Here is a 21,101-nt window from a genome sequence, read left to right as displayed (position 1 = left end):
CCGCACAACGGCGTGCCGCGCCCTCCGAACCCCTAACCGCCCGCCACCGCTATTGCGACGTCCCGCAACGCCCAGTCCTGCCTGCGTTGTTCGGTGATCGAGCGGGCGATGCGTTCGGCTTGGGCCAGCAGGTTCTGGGCACCGGCCGGATTGTGCGCGGCCACCGCACCCGCGATCTTCGCCAGCGCCCACGAGTGATCGTCGGGGTCGAGGGCGGAGCGTGCGATGCGTTGGGCCTCAGCCAGCAGGCTCTGGGCGCGCACCGGATCGTGTGCGGCCACGGCACCCGCGATTTTCGTCAGCGCCGTTGCCTGGTAGTCGGGATGGGTAATGGAGCGTGCGATGCGCTCGGCCTCCGCCGGGTCGTGCGCGGCCACCGCCGCCGCGACGTTCCTCAACGCCATCTTGTGAAAGAAGCCGGCGCGGGGGATGGAGCGGGCGATGCGTTCGGCGTCGGCGGGATCACGGGAGGCCACCGCTTCTGCGACCTTTTTCAACGCCTGCGCCTGGTCGTAGGGCTCGGCGATCGAGCGGGCGATGCGTTCGGCTTCGGCCGCATCGTGTTCGGCGACCGCCTTCGCCACGTCGCTCAACGCTTGTGCCCGGTCTTTGGGGTCAGCGATGGAGCGGACGATACGCTCGGCCTTCGCCACTAGGTTCCGGGCACCGACCGGGTCGTGTGCGGCTACGGTGTCCGCGATTTTCGTCAGCGCCGTTGCCTGCTCGTCGAGGTCTGTGATGGAGCGGGCGATGCGCTCGGCCTCTGCCGGGTCGTGCGTGGCGGCCATTGCCGCGACATCCCTCAACACCCACATCTGGAAGCGGAGGTCGATGATGGAGCGGGCGATGCGTTCGGCTTCGGCCGGGTCATGCTTGGCGACCGTTGTCGCGACGATGTTCAGCGTCCGTGCCCGGTCGTCTGGGTCGGTAGTGGAGTGGGCGATGCGTTCGGCCTGGGCCAGTAGGGTTCGGGCGGCGGCCGGGTCCTGTACGGCGACCGCATCCGCGACCTCTGCCAACACCGCCGCCTGCCTGTCGGGGGCGGTGAGGGAACGGGCGAGGTGTTCGGCTTGGACCAGCAGGGGATGAGCGCTCGCCGGATCGTGCGCCGCCACCACCTTCGCGACGTCGCTCAATGCCCGTGCTTGCTGGTCAGGGTCGGTGAGGAGGCGGGCGATGCGCGCGGCCCTTGCCGGATCGTGCGCCGCCACCACCTTCGCGACATGCCTTAACGCCCACAGCCGGGCGGGATCGGGGGCGGATCGAACGATGCGTTCGGCTTCCTCCGGGTCGTGCACGATCACCGCGCGCACGATCTCCAGCAACGCGTCCATCTGGTGGAAGGAGTCGGTGATGGATAGCGCGATGCGTTGGGCCTCGGCCAGGTGGGGTTTCGGCGGGGTGGGGGCGGTTGTCAGGCTGGTCGCCGCTTGCTCGGCTGAGGCGGGGCGTTGGGCGGGGTCTTTGGCGAGGAGCGCGGTGATGGCGGTGTCGATGTGGTGGGGAATGTCCGGGCGGTGGGTGCTGGGCGGCTCGGGGGTCTTGGTCAGGTGCATCGCGATGAGGGCGCGCAGGTTGTCGGCGGGGAAGACGGTGCGGCCGGTGAGCAGGTGGTACAGGGTGGCGCCCAGGGCGTACAGGTCGGCGCGGTGGTCGACCGGTCCGCCGTCGAGCTGCTCGGGCGCCATGTAGGCGGGGGTGCCCGGTTGAAACCCCTCCCGGGTCAGGCCCGCGGTGGCGTCCTGGAGGCGGGCGATGCCGAAGTCGCAGATCTTGACGGTGCCGTCGTCCAGGACCATCAGGTTGGCGGGCTTGATGTCGCGGTGCACGATCCCCGCGGCGTGCGCGACGGCCAGGCCCTCGCAGATCTGCACTCCGTACTCGACGGCCTGTTCCACCGCGAGCCCGCCGGGGTGTTCTTGCAGAACGGTGTCGAGGTCGCGGCCGTCGAGGTACTCCAGCACCAGGAACGGGCGGGTCCGCCCGGTGCCGTCGTCTGGGTGTTCGCCCAGGTCGTGGACGGCGGCGATGTTGCGCTGGCTCAGCCGCGCGGCCGCCTCGCCCTCCCGGTGGAACCGCGCCAGCACCTGGTCGGCGGCTCTCGGGTCGGCGAGCAGGTCGGCCGACAGCACCTTGACCGCCACCCGGCGGCGCAGGCGCTGGTCGAAGCCCTCCCACACCTCGCCCATCCCGCCGCGGCCCCGCAGCCGCTCCAGCCGGTAACGGTCCGCCAGCAGGTCCCCAGCTCTCATGCGATCACCGTAACCGGGCGCTCCGCTATGTGACAGACGATGTACGCCACCCGTCACATGGACCGGTACGGCGCCGCCTCGTCCCCCGTCGCGGCGGACGGGGACGAGGCGGCCTCCTTGCGGAAGGAGCAGGGCGTGGCGGTGCGGTCAAGGCCGCCGGAGCGGGACTACTTCGGCGGCGTGACGGTGACGGTCACGGACCCCCCACCGGAGCCGATCATGCCCTTCTCGAGCTTCTTGGCGTTGACGACCTTGTCGATGCTGATCGTGTAGCCGTTGGCGAGCTTTTCGCTGTGCCCGGCCTTGCCCGTCACCCGCCAGTTGTTCTCGCGGGGCACGCCGTACCCGTCGAGGACGACGACGGTCCCCGAGTCGCTCTGGGCGCTGGCGACGCCCAGGCGCAGCCCGCCGACCCAGCTGGTGGTGCCGCGTGCGAGCGTGTTCGTCTCCTTCTGCGGGTTGGCCGGCGGGCTGAGCCTGGCGGCGGGAATCGATTGCGGGGATGACTTCGTCATGGGTCTGGTCTCCTCGGAGGAGCCGCAGCCGACGGCCGCGAACATCAGTACGCCGGTGAGAAGAATCGGCACCGTGCGTCGGTGTGCACGCTGGGACATGGTGATCCTTCCTCACTCGAACGAACCGATGTCGACCTCGGCGAGGTAGCGGTTGAACTCTTCCATCGTCAGGGTGGCGTGGTCGTAGCCCCACGGGTTGAACAATTCCACCTTGCCATCCTTGGTGATGCCTTTGACGACGTAGGCGTGATCGGCGTGGAGCCGCTGCTGGTAGATCTCCTTGCCGTCGACGTCGTCCTTGGTGCTCACGACGACGGGCCGGCCGCTGTTGAGCCAGTTCTCCAGGTCCTGCCGGGTCACGTCGTCGGCGTCCTCGCTGTCGCTGTCGTGGCCGGTGAGCACCTCCATGCCCCGCGCCGGGTCGCCGCCGTTGATCTCGTCGAAGCCGCCTTCCTTCTGCGCGAACGCCTTCTCCAGGATGAGCGGCCAGATCGTCGGGGGCTGGCCCTCCGGCTGGGAGAAGGACAGGTTCCCGTCCCTGTTGATGGGGAAGTAGGGGGTGACGGTGACCTGGTCGCCGTCCGGGAACGTCACCGTGTACGTCCCGTTCGGGTTCTGCCGGATCATGTTGCGGAGCCGACGGCGGCCCTCCGGGGTCTGGGCGAGCGCGCCCATGCTGGACAGCCACCAGCAGTCGCCGAGGCCGCCCTGGTTGAGGTCCTCAAGGGACGGCAGCCCGCTGTCGCCCCACACCCGCGCGTTCTGCACGGGGCCCCATGCGATGGCGGGGTTGTCGTTCTTCTCGTCTTTGTAGTACTCGGTGAAGTTCGGCTCGATGCTTCCCGGCGCGATGCGTTCGAGCTGGTGCAGCAGCCAGGGGTCGGCGCGGAACCGGAGGACGTCCACCACGCCGGGCTGCCGCAGGAGCCGGCGGATCTCGTCGTCGCTGAGCTCGTCGAACAGGGCCTGGATCTCGCCCGGCGACATTGAGGCCAGGATGTCTTTGGGCGGCTGCTTGCTCCAGCAGCTCCAGAAGCGCCACCATTCGCAGCCGTTGAGATAGTCGCGGATGTGGTCCGCGGCCCGCTTGCCGGTCTTCCGCTCGTCGTCGGTGGGGGGCGGAGGAGCCTTGCCCGGGTCGGTGGGCCGGTTGCCCCACTCCTGCTGGCTCGGCGGTTTGGCCGAGTGGACCCTGCGTTCGTTCCCACAGTCGTTGTCGCCGATCTTGCAGACAGCGGCCCGGATATCGCCGGCCACACCGGACCCCACACCCGAGAGCGTGACCGCCCCGGCGATCGCGGCGATCAGCGCGGAGGAGCCTTGCCCGGGTCGGTGGGCCGGTTGCCCCACTCCTGCTGGCTCGGCGGTTTGGCCGAGTGGACCCTGCGTTCGTTCCCACAGTCGTTGTCGCCGATCTTGCAGACAGCGGCCCGGATATCGCCGGCCACACCGGACCCCACACCCGAGAGCGTGACCGCCCCGGCGATCGCGGCGATCAGCAGGGCAACGGCGATGTAGGACACCGGGCCTTCGCCGGTGTCCGGTCTCCGTCCCTTCACAGTTCACGCCCTCCTACCATGCGAAGGGGCCCTATCAAACAGCCAGGCGGTCGCGAGAGCATGGGCCCTCAGGCCCCAATCCGGGCTCAAATACTGGGCCTCGAACATGTGTGTGCAGGAGAGTGCAGAACGAATAGTCGATCTTCCGGAGTCCGCGGATTACCGCCCTCGGTGTGCGCGAGTCTGTTAACCTCCAGATGGTCGCCCTTGCCCCGTGCGGAGTCCCTTTGCCGTGCAATCGGGTACGGTGCCCGTGAATTGCGCATGCCTGTGTTCCAGCTGACGTGAGCAGTCGTCGGAGTGGTTCGCATGACATTTCGAAAAGTGGCTGATTCCGGTCGGCCCGGAACCGTGCGGTGACGCTTTTGACGCGGTGCGGCGGTCGAAGGTTGCGCTCGTCGCGGGCGGACGGATGGTGACTTCGGCCACCCCGTCCCACCCCGGTGGCGCCGAGGTCCGGTGAGCCCTCGGGGCGTCCGGCGCTATCGGTTCGGCGCGGGCGGGCCGGCCGGGGGCGGCGGGGCGAGGTGCAGGCGGCTCAGCAGGATCTGCACGAGCTCCTCGACGACCTCGTCGAGGGTGGCGTCGACCCAGCCGACCGCCCAGTCGTGCATGAGGCCGTTGACGGCACCGATGAACGCCGTCGCGGTGACCCGGTAGTCGCGGTCGGGGATCTCGCCGCGGGCGACGGCCTCCCGGGCCTGCCGGTGGATGAAGTCGATCCAGCGGGCGCGGCGGTCCAGGCGCTGGCGGTCCAGGCGGGGGCTCACCCCGATGATCTCCACGTAGGCGATGCGGGTGTGGCGGGGGTCGCCGGTGGCTCCGGCGGCGTAGGCGCGGAACAGCTGCGCGTACCGCTCGGCGGCGGGCAGGTGCCGCACCTGCGGCAGCGCGGCCAGCACGGCCCGCTCGGCGACGTCGTTGACGTGCAGGTGCAGCTCGGCGAGCAGGTCCTCCAGGGTGCGGAACTCCTCGTAGAACTGGCGGGTGGACAGCCCGGCGGCCCGGCACACGTCGGTGAGCCTGGTGGCGCGGTAGCCGGGGCCCGCGCCGAACAGGTCCAGGCCCGCCTCCAGGAAGCGTCTGCGGCGTTCGGCCTGCCGTTCGGCCGCCGACCTGCCTGCGTACCGGCCCGCCGCCGGTGTGATCCTGCCCGCCACCGTGTCCTCCGCTTTCGTGCCGCACCGATTGTCGCCCATCGGCTCCGCTCCGGCACCGCCGTGGATTCCGGCGGACGGCCGTGCGGCCGATCGGGTCTTGTGGCCGGGGTGGCATGTGCCTACCATCGAGCGGCAAGTCTGAATATCGTCGTATTCAGACTTGCCGGAAATGCAGGCTCCGGCCTTTGCGCGTCGGTGAAGACCCCTGCTCCGCGGCCGCTGGGGAGACGCCCCGCGTCCCGGCCCGTCGGCTGCGGAGCATGTGATCACCGGCGTGTCCAGAAGCGGGAGCCGGCGACCAGGCGCCCGGCACGCCCGCCGGGACGCCGCGCGAGGCCCGGCGGCGGTCGGAGAGGGAGACGGTATGGACGCCGATGTGATCATCGTCGGGGCGGGGCTGGCCGGTCTGGTGGCGGCGCACGAGCTGACCCGCCGCGGCCGGAAGGTGGCGCTGCTGGACCAGGAGAACGCCGCCAACCTCGGCGGGCAGGCGTACTGGTCGTTCGGCGGCCTGTTCCTGGTCGACTCGCCCGAGCAGCGCCGCCTGCGGGTGCGCGACTCCTTCGAACTGGCCTGGAGCGACTGGCAGAACAGCGCCCAGTTCGACCGGCTGGACGACGAGGACTCCTGGGCGGTGCGCTGGGCCCGCGCCTACGTCGAGTTCGCCGCCGGGGAGAAGCGCTCCTGGCTGCTCGAGCACGGCATCAAGCTGACCCCCATCGTCGGATGGGCCGAACGCGGCAGCCTGCGCGCCGACGGGCACGGCAACTCGGTGCCGCGCTTCCACGTGGCGTGGGGCACCGGCACCGGCGTGGTCGGGCCGTTCGTGCGCAGCGCTCAGCGGGCCGCCGAGGAGGGGCTGCTGACCTTCCACCACCGCCACCGGGTCGACGAGCTCATCGTGGACGGCGGAGCCGTCACCGGAGTGCGCGGCACGCTGCTGGCCCCCGACGACGCCCCGCGCGGCGCGGCGTCCAACCGCCGGGCCGTGGGCGAGTTCGAGCTGACGGCCCAGGCGGTCGTGCTCACCACCGGAGGGATCGGCGGCAACCACGACCTGGTGCGCCGGTACTGGCCCGAGCGGCTCGGCCCCGCCCCCGCCAAGATGATCACCGGCGTGCCCGCCTACGTCGACGGGCGGATGCTCGACATCAGCGCCAAGGCCGGGGCCCGGCTGGTCAACCGGGACCGGATGTGGCACTACACCGAGGGCGTGCGCAACTGGGACCCCATCTGGCCGGGCCACGCCATCCGCATCCTGCCCGGCCCGTCGTCGATGTGGTTCGACGCGCTCGGGCGGCGGCTGCCCGACCCCTGCCTGCCCGGCTACGACACCCTGTCCACCCTGCGGTATCTGCGCACCACCCCCGACCTGACCGGGTACGACCACTCCTGGTTCGTCCTCACCCGGCAGATCATCGAGAAGGAGTTCGCGCTGTCGGGGTCGGAGCAGAACCCCGACATCACCAGCGGCGACCGCAAGGCGGTGCTGCGCGAACGGGTGCTGTCCAAGGGCGCGCCCGGCCCGGTGGAGGCGTTCGTCCGCCACGGCGCCGACTTCGTCGTGGCCGCCACCCTGGAGGAGCTGGTGGACAAGATGAACGCCCTCACCGACGAGCCGCTACTGGACGCCGCGCTGCTGCGCCGCCAGATCGAGGCCCGAGACCTGCAGATCGCCAACCCCTACAGCAAGGACGCCCAGGTCCAGGGCATCCACAACGCGCGCCGCTACCTGGGCGACCGGATCAGCCGCGTCGCCGCCCCGCACCGCATCCTGGACCCGGCCGCCGGCCCGCTCATCGGTGTCAAGCTGCACATCCTCACCCGCAAGACCCTCGGCGGCATCCAGACCGACCTGGAGTCGCGCGCCCTCGGGCTGGACGGGCGCCCCGTCGACGGGCTGTACGCGGCCGGCGAGGTCGCCGGATTCGGCGGCGGCGGACTGCACGGCTACAACGCCCTCGAAGGCACCTTCCTCGGCGGCTGCCTGTTCTCCGGCCGCGCCGCCGGCCGCGCCTTGGCCCGCGACCTGTCCTGACACGTCGGCGGCGTCGAGCACGCGGTGCTGTTCGAGACCGACCCCGGCAGGGCCCGCGCGATCGCCCTTGACACCGTCGTCGACAAGCTCGACGCGCATCTGACGGCGGTCGCCGACCACGTCGCCGTCCAGGCGATCGGCATCGAGCCCGGCCGGTCCGCGATGCCCCGCCGGCGCCGGTCGGCGACGCCCTCCTCGCCCCCTGAGCAGCCGGTCGGCGCCCGGCTGAACCAGATCGTTTCCTCGGGAGTCTGAGGGAGTGTCGTCGAGCTTCCGAGGGTGTGCGAGTGAGTGACACGCAGTTGGCCGAGCGGGACACGCGGTTGGCCGAGCTGGTCGAGATGGCGGCGGACGAGCCCCGCAAGGCCAGGGCGGGGGTGACCAGGCTCGCGCGGCCCCTGCCCGCCGAGAAGCTGGCGCCGTTCTTCGAGCGGGCGTGCCGCCGGTTCGCCGCCGCAGCTGCAAATGAGCTGGCGACGTGGGCGTTCACCCAGGCGCGCAAGGCGGACAAGAACCACCCGTCGCTGGTGGACATGGACCGGCTGCACCAGGTCTTCCTGGAGTTCACCCCCATGGGCGTGGTCGCGCCGACGGCGCTGCGCAACCACGTCGCGCTGATGGGCGAGCGGCTGGCGCCCGAGGAGGCGTACCGCAGGTACAACGAGATCCTGGACGCCGCGTTCGCCGTGGGCCTCGTCCCGTACGCGCGGATCTATCCCGACGCGCGGAAACTGGCGCGGGCGGCGAAGATCAAGAAGGCCCGGGCCGAGGACGACCTCACCGCGCGGCTGCTGCGCACGGGGGCGCTGCGGTACGCCTCGCACGCGGTGTGGAACGCCGCCCACGACTCCCTGGCGCGGCTGACCGAAGGCGACGAGGAATTCCAGCGCCTGCTGATCGCGGCCGCGCCGGACACCGACGCCGAGGACGATCCTCACCTCGCCGAGGAGATCCAGCGGATGTGGCTGGATGCGCTGGTCAGGGCGCAGGCGGGTGTCCACCTGACCGAGGAGTGGTTCGTCGAGTACGCGGGCCGGTGCCGTCCGAGCGTGCTGGCCCGTCTGACCGGGCAGGCGGGCGTACGGCTGGTGCCGGACGGGCGGGCCGAGACCGGTCCGGCCGCGGACCTGCTGTCCGACGCCCGGCCGGGCGGCGGCCGGGCCCACGGGCTGCAGGACCCGAGCTTGTGGGCTACCTCGATCGTCGACACGGCCGATCTCGCCGCCTTCGCGGAGCGGGACCCGGCCGAGTTCGCCCGGCTCCTGGACGCCTTCGTCGTCGACCTCGGCCACTACGCCAACATCGACTACTCGGCCGCACTGCACAGGATGTGGCAGGAACCGGCGATCCGGAACGCGCTGCGCGAAAAGGCCGCCGCCTGGAAGGCCGAGGCCGCCTCGCCGTCGCTGCCCGTCGTCTCCCGAGCCGTGCACCGCCTGCTGCGGCTGGCCGACCACGACTACGCCGAGCTGGACCCCGCGTTCACCGACGGCCTGCAGCCCGCCGACCCGGTGGACGCCCTGCGCACCGCCCTGCGCCGCGGCATCCCGGAGGAGCTGCACTTCCCGCACGCCACGTGGGGCCCCCGAGCCCGCGGCACCGTGGAGCTCGTCCAGCACGGCGACTATCTGACGGCCGTCGTCGGCCGGCACTGGGCCAGGGTGTACACCCCCGACGGGCAGATCCCCGACCTGCGCATGGTGAAGGGCTCCGAGGACTTCGTGCTGTGGTACGACGGCGAGGAGTTCCTCGACTCGCTGCGCGTGCGCGGCTCCCTGGTGACGTTCCACGCGCGGATCGACGGTCCCCGGCTCGTCCTGACCTTCGACCCCGCGACGCGGAACCGGCGTCCGGACGGCCCCACCGAGTCCGAGGTCACCTTCCCGGGGGCGGACGAACCGTCGCGCGTCGTGTTCCGCGACGGCGTGATCAGCGTGATCGCTCCCGGAGGCACCGTCACCGCCCGGCTGCCGTACCAGCTGCGCCAGAAGCTGACCCCCGAGCGGCCCGCACCGGTCTACCCGCCCGGCTGGTGGCCCCACCTGCGGCCGGTCGACCCCGACGGCTCGGCCGCGCTGCGCGACCTCGACCGCGAGCGGGCCGAGCGGCTGGTGGAGGCGGCGCTCGCCGGGCGCGGTCCGGCCCGCGACGCGTGGCCGAAGCCGGTACCCGAGATCTCCGAGCCCGCCCTGCGCGACGGCGTGATCGGGCACGCCCGCGACGCCGCCCAGTGCGTGCTGAACATCGTGCGCCTGCGCGAACGGCTCGGCCTGCCGCAGCCCGCGCAGCCGCCGACGCCGCTGCGGACGCGCCCCGACCTGCCCGCCGGCGGCGCGCTGGCTGCCCTGCCGGCCCTGCGGTGGGTGGAGGGCGTCGTGCGGGACGCCATGGAGATCCCGGCGCCGTCCGAGCCCCGTCCGGTGCGTGTCGTGCCTCTTCCCGACCCGCTTCCCGGGCTGTCGGTGTCGTTCGGCGCGACGGGTGTGGCCGCGCTGGACACCGTCTGGCCGTGGAAGACCGAACGCACCCGCAGGCCCGTGCTGGAGGGCCTCAACGCGTGGGCGAACACCATGCGCGGCGACGGGTCGGGACGCTGGCGGCTGCTGCGTCTCACCCCCGAGGACGGAATGCACCGGGAGGACGCGTCCGGCGAGGTGTGGCGGACGCCGCGCGGCGTCCTGTTCTTCGGCCACTACAGCCGCCACGACAAAATGATGGGCGTGTGGGAGTACGCGCCCGACGGCGTGTTCGACCCCGTGGAACTGCCGGGATGGCGCGAGCTGCGGACGCCCGTGCCGCAGGGGTGGGGCGGCGCCGACCGCGTCTCGGCCCTGCGGCGGCTGCTCGGCGAACGCGGCCCCCTCCACCCCGACCCCGCCTGGGTGCACGAGCTGGCCGAACGCACCGGCATGCGCACGACCGACGCCGCCATGATCGTTTTCGGGATCCGCTACTACACCTTCACCCACTACCTCCCGCGCGAGGCGTTCCCCGCCGAGATCCTCGCCTTCTACCCCGAGGGCGGCCGGCATGAGGTGCCCTACTCGCTGCAGGACGCCGTCACCGAGTGCCTCATGCCGGACGACCCCGCCGACCTGTGGGGGCACGGCCCGGACATCGCCCGCGCCGCCGCCCGTTACCTGGAGCTGCGCGACGCGCCGGTATAGGCGGCAGTTGACGAAGAGCTCCGCGCAAACCTGGGGGTAGGTTGGCCGTCATGGACGATCGGCCGACTCTTGACGCGATCCGGCGTGCGCCGAAGGTGCTGCTGCACGACCACCTCGACGGCGGGCTGCGCCCGGAGACCATCGTGGACCTGGCCCGCGACGGGGGGTACGACGCGCTGCCCACCACGGACCCCGACAACCTGCGGACCTGGTTCGAGGAGGCGTCCGACTCCGGGTCGCTGGAGCGGTACCTGGAGACCTTCTCCCACACCGTCGGGGTCATGCAGTCGGCCGAGGCGCTGACCCGGGTGGCCTACGAGTGCGCCGAGGACCTGGCCGCCGACGGCGTGGTGTACGCGGAGGTGCGGTACGCCCCCGAGCAGCACCTCCGCAACGGGCTGACGCTGCCGCAGGTCGTCGAGGCGGTCCTGGAGGGCTTCAGAGCGGGGGAGCGCGACCACGGCATCCGCATCGGCACCCTGGTGACGGCGATGCGGCACCAGGCGCGCAGCATGGAGATCGCCGAACTGGCCGTCCGGTACCGCGACGAGGGCGTGGTCGGGTTCGACATCGCCGGCGCCGAGGCCGGGTACCCGCCCACCCGCCACCTGGACGCCTTCGAGTACCTGCAGCGGGAGAACGCCCACTTCACCATCCATGCGGGCGAGGCGTTCGGGCTGCCGTCGATCTGGCAGGCGATCCAGTGGTGCGGCGCAGACCGGCTCGGCCACGGCGTGCGGATCATCGACGACATCGACACGGCCGGCGACGACGCCCCGGAGCTGGGCCGGCTGGCCGCCTACGTGCGCGACAAGCGGATCCCGCTGGAGATGTGCCCGACGTCCAACATCCAGACCGGCGCGGCCAAGTCGATCGCCGAGCACCCGATCGGGCTGCTGCGCCGGCTGCACTTTCGGGTGACGGTCAACACCGACAACCGGCTGATGAGCGGCACCAGCCTGTCCGCCGAGTTCCACAAGCTGGTGGAGGCGTTCGACTACGGCTGGGACGACCTGCAGTGGTTCACCGTCAACGCGATGAAGTCGGCGTTCATCGGGTTCGGTGAGCGGCTGGAACTGATCAACGGTGTGATCAAGCCGGGGTTCGCGCAGCTCAAGTGGCGCGGCACCCGTCCGCTGGCATGACCGCTCCGCAACGGTTCCGCTCCACGCCCGCGCAGGTCGGCGCCTGGCTGTGGATGGCGTTCGCCGCGCTGAACCTGGCGGACATCGCGCTGCGCGGCCGCGACCTGGCGTCGGCGGCGACGGCCGCCGTGCTGCTGCTGGGCTGCGGCATCGCCTACGTGGTGGGGCTGCGGCCCGTGATCGTCGCCGACGAGCGGGGCGTCACCGTCCGCAACCCGCTGCGCGACACCCGGATGCCGTGGCCCGCGATCAAGAAGATCGAGGCGGCCACCGCCGTGACGATCACGTACACCGGCGACGGCGGAGCCGAGCGCACCGTCCGCGCCTGGGCCCTGCAGACCTCGCCGCGCGCCCAGGCCAAGGCCGAGCGCGCCGCCCGGCGCGTGCAGTCCGGCGGCGGAGCCGGCAAACTGCCCGACGCCGCCGGGCGGACGCCGACGATGTTCGTGGCGCAGCAGCTCAACGAGCTGAGGACCCGCCACCGCGGCACGCAGAGCGGCCCGCAGACCGGCGAACGGGCGGCCGGGGAGGCGGTGGGCTGGGCGTGGCCCGCCGTGGCGAGCGTGGCCGTGCCCGCGGCGGCGTTCGCCGCGCTGATCCTGGCCGCCTGGCTCAGCTGAGGCCGATGGCGGCCGCCAGGTCGTCGCGCAGCCGGTCCAGGTCGGCGGCCGCGCGGGCGCGCACGGCGTCCACGTCCTCGCCGTCCGCGACCGGGTGCACCACCTGCAGGTAGCACTTGAGCTTCGGCTCGGTGCCCGACGGGCGGACCACCACCCGTGCCGACCCCAGCCGGAACCGCAGCGCGTCCGTCGGCGGCAGCCCCCCGGCCCCCTCCGACAGGTCCTCGACGGCCGCCACGTCGCGGCCGCCCAGCCGGGACGGGGGAGCCGCGCGCAGCCGGGCCATCGCCGCGCCGATCAGATCCAGGTCGGTGACGCGGATCGTGAGCGGGGCGGTGGCGTACACGCCGTGCCGGCGGGCCTGGTCGTCCAGCAGGTCCAGCAGCGTGCGGCCGTCGCGCGCGGCCTCGGCGGCCAGCGCCGCCGCGGTGAGCGCCGCGCCGATGCCGTCCTTGTCGAGCACGACCACGCCGTCGTCGCCGCCCGCGCTGTAGCCGAACGCCTCCTCGTACCCGTAGACGAGCCGGTCGCCGGGCCGCTCCGCCTTCATGATCCACTTGAATCCGGTGAGGGTCTCGGCGAACCGCACCCCGTGCTCGCGGGCCAGCGCGCCGAGCAGGGACGACGACACGATCGTGGTGACGACCAGCCGGTCCCGGCCCGCGGTGTGGCGCAGCACGTGCTCGGCCAGCAGCCCGCCGATCTCGTCGCCGGTCAGCGTCCGCCAGCCCCCGTCGCGGCCCGGCACGGCCACGGCGCAGCGGTCCGCGTCCGGGTCGTTGGCGATCACCAGGTCGGCGCCCGAGGACGCCGCCAGGGCGATCACCCGGTCCATCACCCCCGGCTCCTCGGGGTTGGGGAACGCGACGGTGGGGAAGTCGGGGTCCGGGTCGGCCTGCTCGGGCACGACGGCGGGCGCGGGGAAGCCCGTCCAGGCGAAGGCGCGCTCCAGCACCTCCCGCCCGACGCCGTGCAGCGGCGTGTAGGCCACCGACACCTCGCGGGCGTCGCCGAGCGGCAGATGCGACAGGGCGTGCAGGTACGCCTCGACGATCTCGTCGCCGAGCACCGTCCAGCCCTCGCCCAGCGGCAGCTCGTCGACCCGGCCGACCGCGTCGATCGCCGCCGAGATCTGCGCGTCCACCGGCGGCGTGATCTGCACGCCGTCGCCCCAGTACACCTTGTAGCCGTTGTCGCGCGGCGGGTTGTGGCTGGCCGTCACCATGATCCCCGCCGCGGCGCCCAGGTGCCGGACGGCGAACGCCAGCACCGGTGTCGGCAGCGGACGCGGCAGCAGCTGCACCCGCAGCCCCGCCCCGGTCAGCACCGCGGCGCTGTCCAGGGCGAACTGCTGCGAACCGTGCCGCGCGTCGTACCCGATCACCACGCCCGCGCCCTCGTCGTCGGGCGGCGGGTCCTGCCGCAGCCGGGCGGCGATCCCGGCGGCGGCGCGCATGACCGTGACCCGGTTCATCCGATTGGGGCCCGCGCCCAGCTCGCCGCGCAGCCCGGCGGTGCCGAACTCCAGCCGCGCCCCGAACCGGTCGGCCAGCGCCGCCTCGTCGCCGGCGTCCAGGATCGCGCGCAGCTCGGCGCGGGTGGCCGGGTCGGGGTCCTGGGCCAGCCAGTCCTCGGCCCGGCGGCGGTAGTCGCTCATGCTGGCCTCTTGCAGCTTGTCACAGCTTCGACAGCACGGTGCCCAGCAGCGCGCCCATGCGGGCGGCGGCGGCCCGGCCGGCCGCCAGCACCTCCTCGTGGTCCAGCGGCTCGTCGGTCAGCCCGGCCGCGATATTGGTGACCAGGGAGATCCCCAGCACCTCCGCGCCGCCCTCGCGCGCCGCGATCGCCTCCAGCACCGTGGACATGCCCACCATGTCGGCGCCCAGCGTCCGCAGCATGCGGATCTCCGCCGGGGTCTCGTACGTCGGGCCGCGCAGCGCCGCGTACACGCCCTCGCCGAGCGTCGGATCCACCTCGCGGGCCAGGGCCCGCAGCCGCGCCGAGTACGCCTCGGTCATGTCCAGGAACGCCGCGCCCGTCAGCGGGTTGGCGCCGGTGAGGTTGAGATGGTCGGCGATCAGCACCGGGTCGCCGACCCGCTGGTGCTCGGGCCGCAGCCCGCCCGCCGCGTTCGTCAGCACCACCGTGCCCACCCCGGCGGCCAGCGCGGTGCGCACGCCGTGCACCACGGGCTCCACGCCGCGTCCCTCGTACAGGTGGGTGCGGCCCAGGAACACCAGGGCGCGGCGCCCGGCGACCTCCACCGCGCGGATCCGGCCCGCGTGGCCCTCCACGGCGGGCGGCGCGAACCCGGGCAGCTCGGTGACCGCCAGCTCGGCCACCGGCTCGCCCAGGGCGTCGGCGGCCGGCACCCACCCCGAACCCATCACCAGGGCGACGTCGAAGGAGTCCAGGCACGTCCGGGCGCGCAGCCGCTCGGCCGCCGCCCGGGCCAGATCGAAAGCGTCATTGCTCACGCCGCGACGCTACCTTGGAGGTCAGCCCGCGGGCGACTCCGGTCGGCCGCCGGCCGGGCGCCGGTCAGTCGCCGAGCGACTTGCACGGCCGGTTGCGCAGGTCCTTGACATAGTCGTCGGGCGCCCCCGCCTTCTCCGCCGCGTCGGCCAGGATGCCGAGGTAGCGGGCGGACGGCAGGCCGCCCTCGTAGTCGTCGAGCACGTACATCCAGGCCAGCACGTCGCCGTCCAGCGTCTGCACCCGGACCCGGATCTTGCGGTAGACGCCGAGCGCGGCGCCCTCCCACGCGTCCAGCTCCTTCTCGTCCCAGGCGGGCACGTCGTAGAGCACGACGAACACCTGCTCGCCGGGCTCCTCGACGACCGTCGCCAGAGCGCCTTCCCAGCCGACGTCCTGCCCGCCGAACGTCAACCGCCAGTCCGCCAGCCAGCCGGTGCCGCGCATCGGCGAGTGCGGGGCCCGCTCGGCCATCTGGTCGGGGTCCATGTTGGAGGCGTACGCCGCGTACAGTGCCACGGCAGCCAAGCGTACCCAGCATGCGGCCGCCGACTCCGGGTCGGGACAGGTCACTGCCCGTTATGCGAAACAATGGGATACGTGACCCGCATCGTGATCCTCGGTGGAGGCCCCGGCGGCTACGAGGCCGCTCTCGTCGCGGCGCAGCTCGGCGCCGACGTGACCGTGGTGGAGCGCGACGGTCCCGGCGGCGCGTGCGTGCTGACCGACTGCGTGCCGTCCAAGACGTTGATCGCCACCTCGGTCCGCATGGCGGTCATGTCCGAGTCCGCCGACCTGGGGCTGCGCTACAACGGCGGCCCGGACGGGGTGGTCGGCGCCCTGGAGGCCGACATGGCCACCGTCAACAAACGGGTCAAGGACCTGGCCCGGGCGCAGTCGTTCGACATCGCCGAACGGCTCGCCTACGAGGAGGTCAAGATCGTGCGCGGCGAGGGGCGGCTGGTTGAGCCGCACGTCGTCGCGGTCGGCGACCGGCACATCAGGGCCGACATCGTCCTGGTGGCCACCGGCGCCACCCCGCGCGTGCTGCCCGGGGCCGAGCCGGACGGCGAGCGCATCCTCAACTGGCGGCAGCTGTACGACCTGCCCGAGCTGCCCGAGGAGCTGATCGTGGTCGGCTCCGGCGTCACCGGCGTGGAGCTGGCCGGGGCGTACCTGTCGCTCGGGTCGCGGGTCACCCTGGTGTCCTCGCGCGACCGCATCCTGCCCACCGAGGACGCCGACGCCGCGTCCGTGCTGCAGGAGGTGTTCCTGCGGCGCGGCATGAAGGTCATGTCGCGGTCGCGGGCCGCCGGGGTGGAGCGTTCCGGCGACCGGGTGATCGTCACCCTGGAGGACGGCGGCAAGGTCGAGGGCTCGCACTGCCTGATGACGGTCGGCATGGTGCCCAACACCCGCGGCATCGGCCTGGAGGAGGTCGGCGTCGAGCTCGACCGGCGCGGGTTCGTCAAGGTCGACAAGGTGTCGCGGACGAGCGTCCCGCACATCTACGCCGCCGGCGACTGCACCGGCGTCCTCATGCTGGCCTCGGTGGCGGGCATGCAGGGCCGCATCGCCATGTGGCACGCCCTCGGCGAGGCCGTGCAGCCCCTCAAGCTCGGCTGGGTGGCCTCCAACATCTTCACCGAGCCGGAGGTCGCCTCCGTCGGCGTCACCCAGTCCATGGTCGACTCCGGCGAGGTCGACGCCCGCACGGTCATGCTGCCGCTGTTCAGCAACGCGCGCGCCAAGATGCAGGGGTTCCAGGACGGGTTCGTCAAGCTGTTCTGCCGCCCGGCCACCAGTATCGTGCTCGGCGGCGTGATCGTCGCGCCGCGCGCCAGCGAGCTGATCCTCGGCGTGTCGATGGCCGTCCAGCAGCACCTGACCGTCGACCAGGTCGCGCACACCTTCGCGGTCTACCCGTCGCTGTCGGGCAGCATCACCGAGGCGGCGCGCCGCCTGATGGCCGAGCACGCCTTCTAGCCGCCGCGCCGCCGTTCAGGCGCCGTCAGGGCTCGGGCAGGCCGTGCCGGTGCAGCCGGGAGCGGCGCAGGTCCTCCGCGCCGATCACCACGGTCAGCGCGCTGGCGGCCAGCGCCAGCAGCCCCGCCGCCGCGCCGAACCACCACGCGCCGGGCAGCAGCATGAACACCAGGCAGACCGGGACCATCAGCACCACATGGCGGCGCAGCATACGGCCGCGCCAGCCCGCGTCGGTGAGGTCGTGCCGCACCCATTCGCGGTTCTCCGGCGGCAGCCGGAACCCCAGCGCGTAGCGGACGCGCCGCAGCGGGCCCGGATCTCCCGGCAACCGCGTCATCGTCATGCCCTCCCCCGGCGACCTGCGTGAAAACGCGCGCCGGGCGCGTCCCCGAGGGAACGCGCCCGGACGGTGCGGCATCGAGGCGGCGAGGGATCAGAAGCCTCCGCCGAAGTCGCCTCCGCCTCCGAAGTCGCCGCCGCCGAAGTCCCAGCCGCCGCCGATATCACCGGCGTCACCGCTGAAGCCGCCGATGTCGGCGCCGGCGAAGCCTCCCCCGAAGCCGCCGGACATCATCGAGCCGAGCATGGTGCCGATCATCATGCCGCTGAGCAGGTCCATGCCGCCGTAGGAGGCGTAGTAGCCGCCCGCGTAGGGGGCGTAGGCCGGCCCGGCGTCCCAGTAGGGGCGGCGCCCGTCGCCGTAGGGCACCATGCGCACGTCGGGCGTCTCGCCGTTCAGCACCCGCTGCGCGTCGGCCGCGCACGCCGGGACGGACCGGGCGACCCCGCCGGGCGGCGCCCAGGTGACGTCCTGCACCGACGGCCCGTGCTGCGGGTTGAAGAAGCACGGCGCGCGCCGTTCCGGCACCGGCTCGCCCGCCAGCCGCGCCCGCACCGCCGTCATGTGGTAGCGGCCGTCCTCCAGCGCCTCGGTGACGGCGCGCATGTCCTCCGGACGGGCGGCCCGCTCGGTGGCGGTCTTGGCCCGGTCGTAGGAGTTCATGGCCTTCTCGTAGTCCTCGCGCGCGGCGGGGTCGAGATCGGGGTCCATGACGTTGAGGTCCAGGCGGGCGATGTCCTCGCCGAGCAGCGTGACGTCCTCCTCCACGCCCCGCTTGAGCTCGGCCATCTCGCGGGCCAGCCGCTCGCGGCGCCGCCTGCGCGCGACCAGGAACACGCCCGACGCCCCGGCCACCACGAAGATCAGCAGACCCAGCGTCACGAACGCGCCGACCATGCTGGAGCGGGACTTCTCGTCGGCCTTGGCCTCGGCCCGGTCGGCGAACCCGATCAGCCGCGTCTTGATGTCGCCGCCGGCGGTCCGGGCGATCAGCTGGTTGATCTCCTGGCCGGACAGCTCCTTGGAGATCCCCATCATCTTGCCGTCGGCGGTGATGGCGACGTACGTCTTGCCCTCGCCGACGCGCTGGGCGACCGCCTCCAGCATCGGGCCGAGCCGGCTCTTGCCCACCCCGCTCTGCACGACGACGGCGCGCACGTCGGCGTCCCCATTGCGGTCGAGGGCGGCGCGGATGGCGGCCTGGTCGGCCTCCGGTACCGCCGCGCGGGCGTCAGTGGTCACATACAGGCGGGACCCGGTGAGCCCGTTGGCGATCTGCGAGACGTCGTCCGCCTGGGCGGGGACGGCGAAACCGAACAGCAACAGGAACACCGCGGCGGCAACGGCCGCAAGGGCGCCGCGGCGGACGCCTCGCCCCTGGCCCGCGCTCCCTCGCCGAAGCTGCGATGTCATGATGACAGTGTGCCTCCTCACGTCACCTTGTACGACGAGCGGGCGGCGCGCTCCGTTCCGTGCCGGGTGGGCGTTTCGCCGCGATCATCCCGAAGTCGTGCGTCGGTGTGCCCTGGAGGCAATACCCGGTGGGAGAGCACGACACCCCCGCCGGGGTGGGGGTGTCGCCTTGCTCTTACGCTCAGGCGTCCTTGATCTCGCAGATCACCGCGCCGGACGAAACCGTCGCGCCCACCTCGGCGGACAATCCGGACACCGTGCCCGCCTTGTGCGCGGTCAGCGGCTGCTCCATCTTCATGGCCTCCAGCACCACGATGGTGTCCCCGGCCGCGACGCTCGCCCCCTCCTCGGCGACGACCTTGACGATGGTGCCCTGCATGGGGCTGACCAGCGCGTCCCCGGACGCCTGAGCCGCGCCGCCCTTCTTGCCGCCGCGCCGGCGCGCGGGGGCGGCCGAGCCCGCGGCGGCACCGCCGGACGCCGCGGCGCCCAGCCCGGCGGGCAGCACGACCTCCAGCCGCTTGCCGCCGACCTCGACCGTCACCCGCTCGCGTTCGCCCGGCTCGGCGGCCTCGGGCGCCCCGTCGTAGGGCGCGATCCGGTTGTCGAACTCGGTCTCGATCCACCGGGTGTGCACGGTGAACGCCTGGTCGTCGGCCTCGGGGACGAACGCGGGGTCGTCCAGCACCGCCCGGTGGAAGGGCAGCACGGTCGGCATGCCCGCGATCTCGAACTCCGCCAGCGCCCGCCGGGCCCGCTCCACCGCCTGCCGCCGCGTCGCGCCGGTCACGATCAGCTTGGCGACCAGGGAGTCGAACGCCTGCGGCACCGTCTGGCCCTCGACGTAGCCGGAGTCCAGCCGCACGCCCGGACCGGACGGCGGACGCCAGGTCGTCAGCGTGCCGACGGCGGGCAGGAAGTTGCGGCCCGGGTCCTCGGCGTTGATCCGGAACTCGATCGAGTGGCCGCGCAGCGGCGGGTCGTCGTAGCCCAGTTCCTCGCCGGCGGCGATGCGGAACATCTCCCGCACCAGGTCGATGCCGGCCACCTCCTCGGTGACCGGGTGCTCCACCTGCAGCCGGGTGTTGACCTCCAGGAACGAGATCGTGCCGTCCTGGCCGACCAGGAACTCGCACGTCCCGGCGCCCACGTACCCGGCCTTCTTGAGGATGGCCTTGGACGAGCCGTACAGCACCTGCACCTGCTCGTCGGTCAGGAACGGCGCGGGCGCCTCCTCGACCAGCTTCTGGTGGCGGCGCTGCAGCGAGCAGTCGCGGGTGGACACGACCACCACGTTGCCGTGCCGGTCGGCCAGGCACTGCGTCTCGACGTGCCGGGGCCGGTCGAGGTAGCGCTCGACGAAGCACTCGCCGCGGCCGAAGGCGGACACGGCCTCGCGCACCGCCGACTCGTACAGCTCGGGGACCTCCTCCAGCGTGCGCGCCACCTTCAGGCCGCGCCCGCCGCCGCCGTACGCGGCCTTGATCGCGATCGGCAGCCCGTGCTCGCGCGCGAACGCGACCACCTCGTCGGCGCCCGAGACCGGGTCCTTGGTGCCCGCCACCAGCGGCGCGCCGACCTTCTGCGCGATGTGCCGGGCCTGCACCTTGTCACCGAGCGCGGTGATCGCGGCCGGCGGAGGGCCGATCCAGGTCAGCCCGGCGGCCTCCACGGCGGCGGCGAAGTCGGCGTTCTCGGCCAGGAACCCGTAGCCGGGATGCACCGCGTCGGCGCCCGCCATGTCGGCGATCTTCAGTATCTTCTCGAAGTCCAGGTAGCTGTCGGCGGCGGTCTGCCCGCCCAGGGCGTACGCCTCGTCGGCCACCCGAACGTGCAGCGCGTCCAGATCCGGCTCGGCGTACACCGCCACACTGGCCAGGCCGGCGTCACGACAGGCGCGGGCGATGCGGACCGCGATCTCGCCGCGGTTGGCGATCAGGACCTTGCGCACGTTGGGTCTCCTCCCTCAACCAACGCACGCAGTCTAGATAATCACTCTCGGCCGACTTCGTAAGGCCCTCCTTATAGCGGCCCCGCGCCCATCCGAATCGGGACGCCGCGGACCGCGTCCCACCCGGCGTGTCCACCGCGTGTGGCGGCGGTTCGACCCTTTCACTGCGCCGGTGGCGTCCGAGGGCCGCGGCCGAACGGGCGATCCACCGCGCTGACCAGCGGATATGCGCTGCGGCCCGGCCACCCGACCGCTCGGCCGGCGACGCTCGCGGACCATGTGACGAACACGACATCGACGCCCCGGTCACGGCACACGACCAGCCGAAATTCGGGTGGATCCGCTGCCTTCCGGATTGCTCGGTTGGACGGCCGCCGCCGGGCCCGGCGGATCGAGTCCGCGGCGGGCCTGCTCACCGACGGGTAATGGCGCGGCCGGGGCCCTTCGCCGCCGTCCCGGGCTGACCGCCGGGCGATGTCC

General features: G+C 72.7%; 17 protein-coding genes. 6 read left to right on the top strand and 11 right to left on the bottom strand.

Annotated features, from left to right (window positions below):
* Window positions 1-32: 32 nt before the first annotated feature.
* The 5 genes from QSK22_RS11820 to QSK22_RS11800 form a co-directional block, all read right to left on the bottom strand.
* Window positions 33-2,252 carry a serine/threonine-protein kinase gene (locus tag QSK22_RS11820; RefSeq protein WP_285494137.1) on the bottom strand — a complete coding sequence of 740 codons (2,220 nt, stop codon included), beginning with the start codon at window positions 2,250-2,252 and terminating at the stop codon, window positions 33-35.
* Between the two features lie 167 nt (window positions 2,253-2,419).
* The gene (locus QSK22_RS11815; protein WP_285494136.1) at window positions 2,420-2,767 is read right to left on the bottom strand and encodes a hypothetical protein; all 348 of its coding nucleotides are present in this window, start codon (window positions 2,765-2,767) and stop codon (window positions 2,420-2,422) included.
* A gap of 111 nt (window positions 2,768-2,878) precedes the next feature.
* Window positions 2,879-4,024 (bottom strand): C2 family cysteine protease, encoded by a 1,146-nt coding sequence (locus QSK22_RS11810; protein ID WP_285494135.1) that lies wholly within the window; start codon window positions 4,022-4,024, stop codon window positions 2,879-2,881.
* A 47-nt stretch (window positions 4,025-4,071) separates the two neighbouring features.
* Window positions 4,072-4,290 carry a hypothetical protein gene (locus QSK22_RS11805; protein WP_285494134.1) on the bottom strand — a complete coding sequence of 73 codons (219 nt, stop codon included), beginning with the start codon at window positions 4,288-4,290 and terminating at the stop codon, window positions 4,072-4,074.
* Between the two features lie 518 nt (window positions 4,291-4,808).
* Window positions 4,809-5,486 carry a TetR/AcrR family transcriptional regulator gene (locus tag QSK22_RS11800; protein ID WP_285494133.1) on the bottom strand — a complete coding sequence of 226 codons (678 nt, stop codon included), beginning with the start codon at window positions 5,484-5,486 and terminating at the stop codon, window positions 4,809-4,811.
* Between the two features lie 364 nt (window positions 5,487-5,850).
* Between QSK22_RS11800 and QSK22_RS11795 the strand changes: the two genes are divergently transcribed.
* The 5 genes from QSK22_RS11795 to QSK22_RS11775 are packed head-to-tail and all read left to right on the top strand — an operon-like array spanning window position 5,851 to window position 12,456.
* Window positions 5,851-7,524 carry an FAD-binding dehydrogenase gene (locus QSK22_RS11795; RefSeq protein ID WP_285494132.1) on the top strand — a complete coding sequence of 558 codons (1,674 nt, stop codon included), beginning with the start codon at window positions 5,851-5,853 and terminating at the stop codon, window positions 7,522-7,524.
* A 24-nt stretch (window positions 7,525-7,548) separates the two neighbouring features.
* A complete protein-coding gene (locus QSK22_RS11790) occupies window positions 7,549-7,779 on the top strand; it encodes a hypothetical protein (RefSeq protein WP_285494131.1) in 231 nt (76 codons plus the stop codon).
* A 32-nt stretch (window positions 7,780-7,811) separates the two neighbouring features.
* Window positions 7,812-10,691 carry a hypothetical protein gene (locus QSK22_RS11785; protein WP_285494130.1) on the top strand — a complete coding sequence of 960 codons (2,880 nt, stop codon included), beginning with the start codon at window positions 7,812-7,814 and terminating at the stop codon, window positions 10,689-10,691.
* Window positions 10,692-10,741: 50 nt separating this feature from the next.
* Window positions 10,742-11,836 carry an adenosine deaminase gene (locus tag QSK22_RS11780; RefSeq protein ID WP_285494129.1) on the top strand — a complete coding sequence of 365 codons (1,095 nt, stop codon included), beginning with the start codon at window positions 10,742-10,744 and terminating at the stop codon, window positions 11,834-11,836.
* Window positions 11,833-12,456 carry a PH domain-containing protein gene (locus tag QSK22_RS11775; protein ID WP_285494128.1) on the top strand — a complete coding sequence of 208 codons (624 nt, stop codon included), beginning with the start codon at window positions 11,833-11,835 and terminating at the stop codon, window positions 12,454-12,456. Before QSK22_RS11780 ends, QSK22_RS11775 begins: the two co-directional genes overlap by 4 nt.
* On the opposite strand, the gene QSK22_RS11770 is transcribed toward QSK22_RS11775, so the two are convergent.
* The 3 genes from QSK22_RS11770 to QSK22_RS11760 form a co-directional block, all read right to left on the bottom strand.
* Entirely contained in the window at window positions 12,449-14,113 is a 1,665-nt protein-coding gene (locus tag QSK22_RS11770; RefSeq protein ID WP_285494127.1) for a phospho-sugar mutase, read from the bottom strand. The two genes, QSK22_RS11775 and QSK22_RS11770, sit on opposite strands and share 8 nt — an antisense overlap.
* Window positions 14,114-14,132: 19 nt before the next feature.
* Window positions 14,133-14,933 carry a purine-nucleoside phosphorylase gene (locus tag QSK22_RS11765; RefSeq protein ID WP_285494126.1) on the bottom strand — a complete coding sequence of 267 codons (801 nt, stop codon included), beginning with the start codon at window positions 14,931-14,933 and terminating at the stop codon, window positions 14,133-14,135.
* A 64-nt stretch (window positions 14,934-14,997) separates the two neighbouring features.
* Window positions 14,998-15,450 (bottom strand): gamma-glutamylcyclotransferase family protein, encoded by a 453-nt coding sequence (locus QSK22_RS11760; RefSeq protein ID WP_285494125.1) that lies wholly within the window; start codon window positions 15,448-15,450, stop codon window positions 14,998-15,000.
* 81 nt (window positions 15,451-15,531) lie between these two features.
* Between QSK22_RS11760 and QSK22_RS11755 the strand changes: the two genes are divergently transcribed.
* On the top strand, window positions 15,532-16,917 hold the full coding sequence (locus QSK22_RS11755; protein ID WP_285494124.1) for an NAD(P)H-quinone dehydrogenase: 1,386 nt from the start codon (window positions 15,532-15,534) through the stop codon (window positions 16,915-16,917).
* Window positions 16,918-16,942: 25 nt separating this feature from the next.
* Here the strand turns inward: QSK22_RS11755 and QSK22_RS11750 are convergent, their stop codons facing one another.
* The 3 genes from QSK22_RS11750 to QSK22_RS11740 all read right to left on the bottom strand — a co-directional run bounded on the left by QSK22_RS11750 (window position 16,943) and on the right by QSK22_RS11740 (window position 20,621).
* Window positions 16,943-17,260 (bottom strand): DUF5313 family protein, encoded by a 318-nt coding sequence (locus QSK22_RS11750; RefSeq protein WP_285494123.1) that lies wholly within the window; start codon window positions 17,258-17,260, stop codon window positions 16,943-16,945.
* A gap of 90 nt (window positions 17,261-17,350) precedes the next feature.
* Window positions 17,351-18,670 (bottom strand): hypothetical protein, encoded by a 1,320-nt coding sequence (locus QSK22_RS11745; RefSeq protein ID WP_285494122.1) that lies wholly within the window; start codon window positions 18,668-18,670, stop codon window positions 17,351-17,353.
* 181 nt (window positions 18,671-18,851) lie between these two features.
* Window positions 18,852-20,621, bottom strand: coding sequence for an acetyl/propionyl/methylcrotonyl-CoA carboxylase subunit alpha (locus QSK22_RS11740; protein WP_285494121.1), 1,770 nt, complete (start codon window positions 20,619-20,621; stop codon window positions 18,852-18,854).
* Window positions 20,622-21,101: the final 480 nt, after the last annotated feature.

It is taken from the genome of Actinomadura sp. NBRC 104425, from assembly GCF_030269545.1.
Taxonomy (GTDB): domain Bacteria; phylum Actinomycetota; class Actinomycetes; order Streptosporangiales; family Streptosporangiaceae; genus Spirillospora; species Spirillospora keratinilytica.
This window is presented reverse-complemented; position numbering and strand designations above follow the sequence as displayed.

What these genes read in the sequence shown, in the direction of transcription:
- QSK22_RS11795 (WP_285494132.1), top strand. Translation starts at nt 5,851, where the DNA reads ATGGACGCCGATGTGATCATCGTCGGGGCGGGGCTGGCCGGTCTGGTG.
- QSK22_RS11815 (WP_285494136.1), bottom strand. Translation starts at nt 2,767, where the DNA reads ATGACGAAGTCATCCCCGCAATCGATTCCCGCCGCCAGGCTCAGCCCG.
- QSK22_RS11780 (WP_285494129.1), top strand. Translation starts at nt 10,742, where the DNA reads ATGGACGATCGGCCGACTCTTGACGCGATCCGGCGTGCGCCGAAGGTG.
- QSK22_RS11820 (WP_285494137.1), bottom strand. Translation starts at nt 2,252, where the DNA reads ATGAGAGCTGGGGACCTGCTGGCGGACCGTTACCGGCTGGAGCGGCTG.
- QSK22_RS11745 (WP_285494122.1), bottom strand. Translation starts at nt 18,670, where the DNA reads ATGACATCGCAGCTTCGGCGAGGGAGCGCGGGCCAGGGGCGAGGCGTC.
- QSK22_RS11775 (WP_285494128.1), top strand. Translation starts at nt 11,833, where the DNA reads ATGACCGCTCCGCAACGGTTCCGCTCCACGCCCGCGCAGGTCGGCGCC.
- QSK22_RS11750 (WP_285494123.1), bottom strand. Translation starts at nt 17,260, where the DNA reads ATGACGATGACGCGGTTGCCGGGAGATCCGGGCCCGCTGCGGCGCGTC.
- QSK22_RS11770 (WP_285494127.1), bottom strand. Translation starts at nt 14,113, where the DNA reads ATGAGCGACTACCGCCGCCGGGCCGAGGACTGGCTGGCCCAGGACCCC.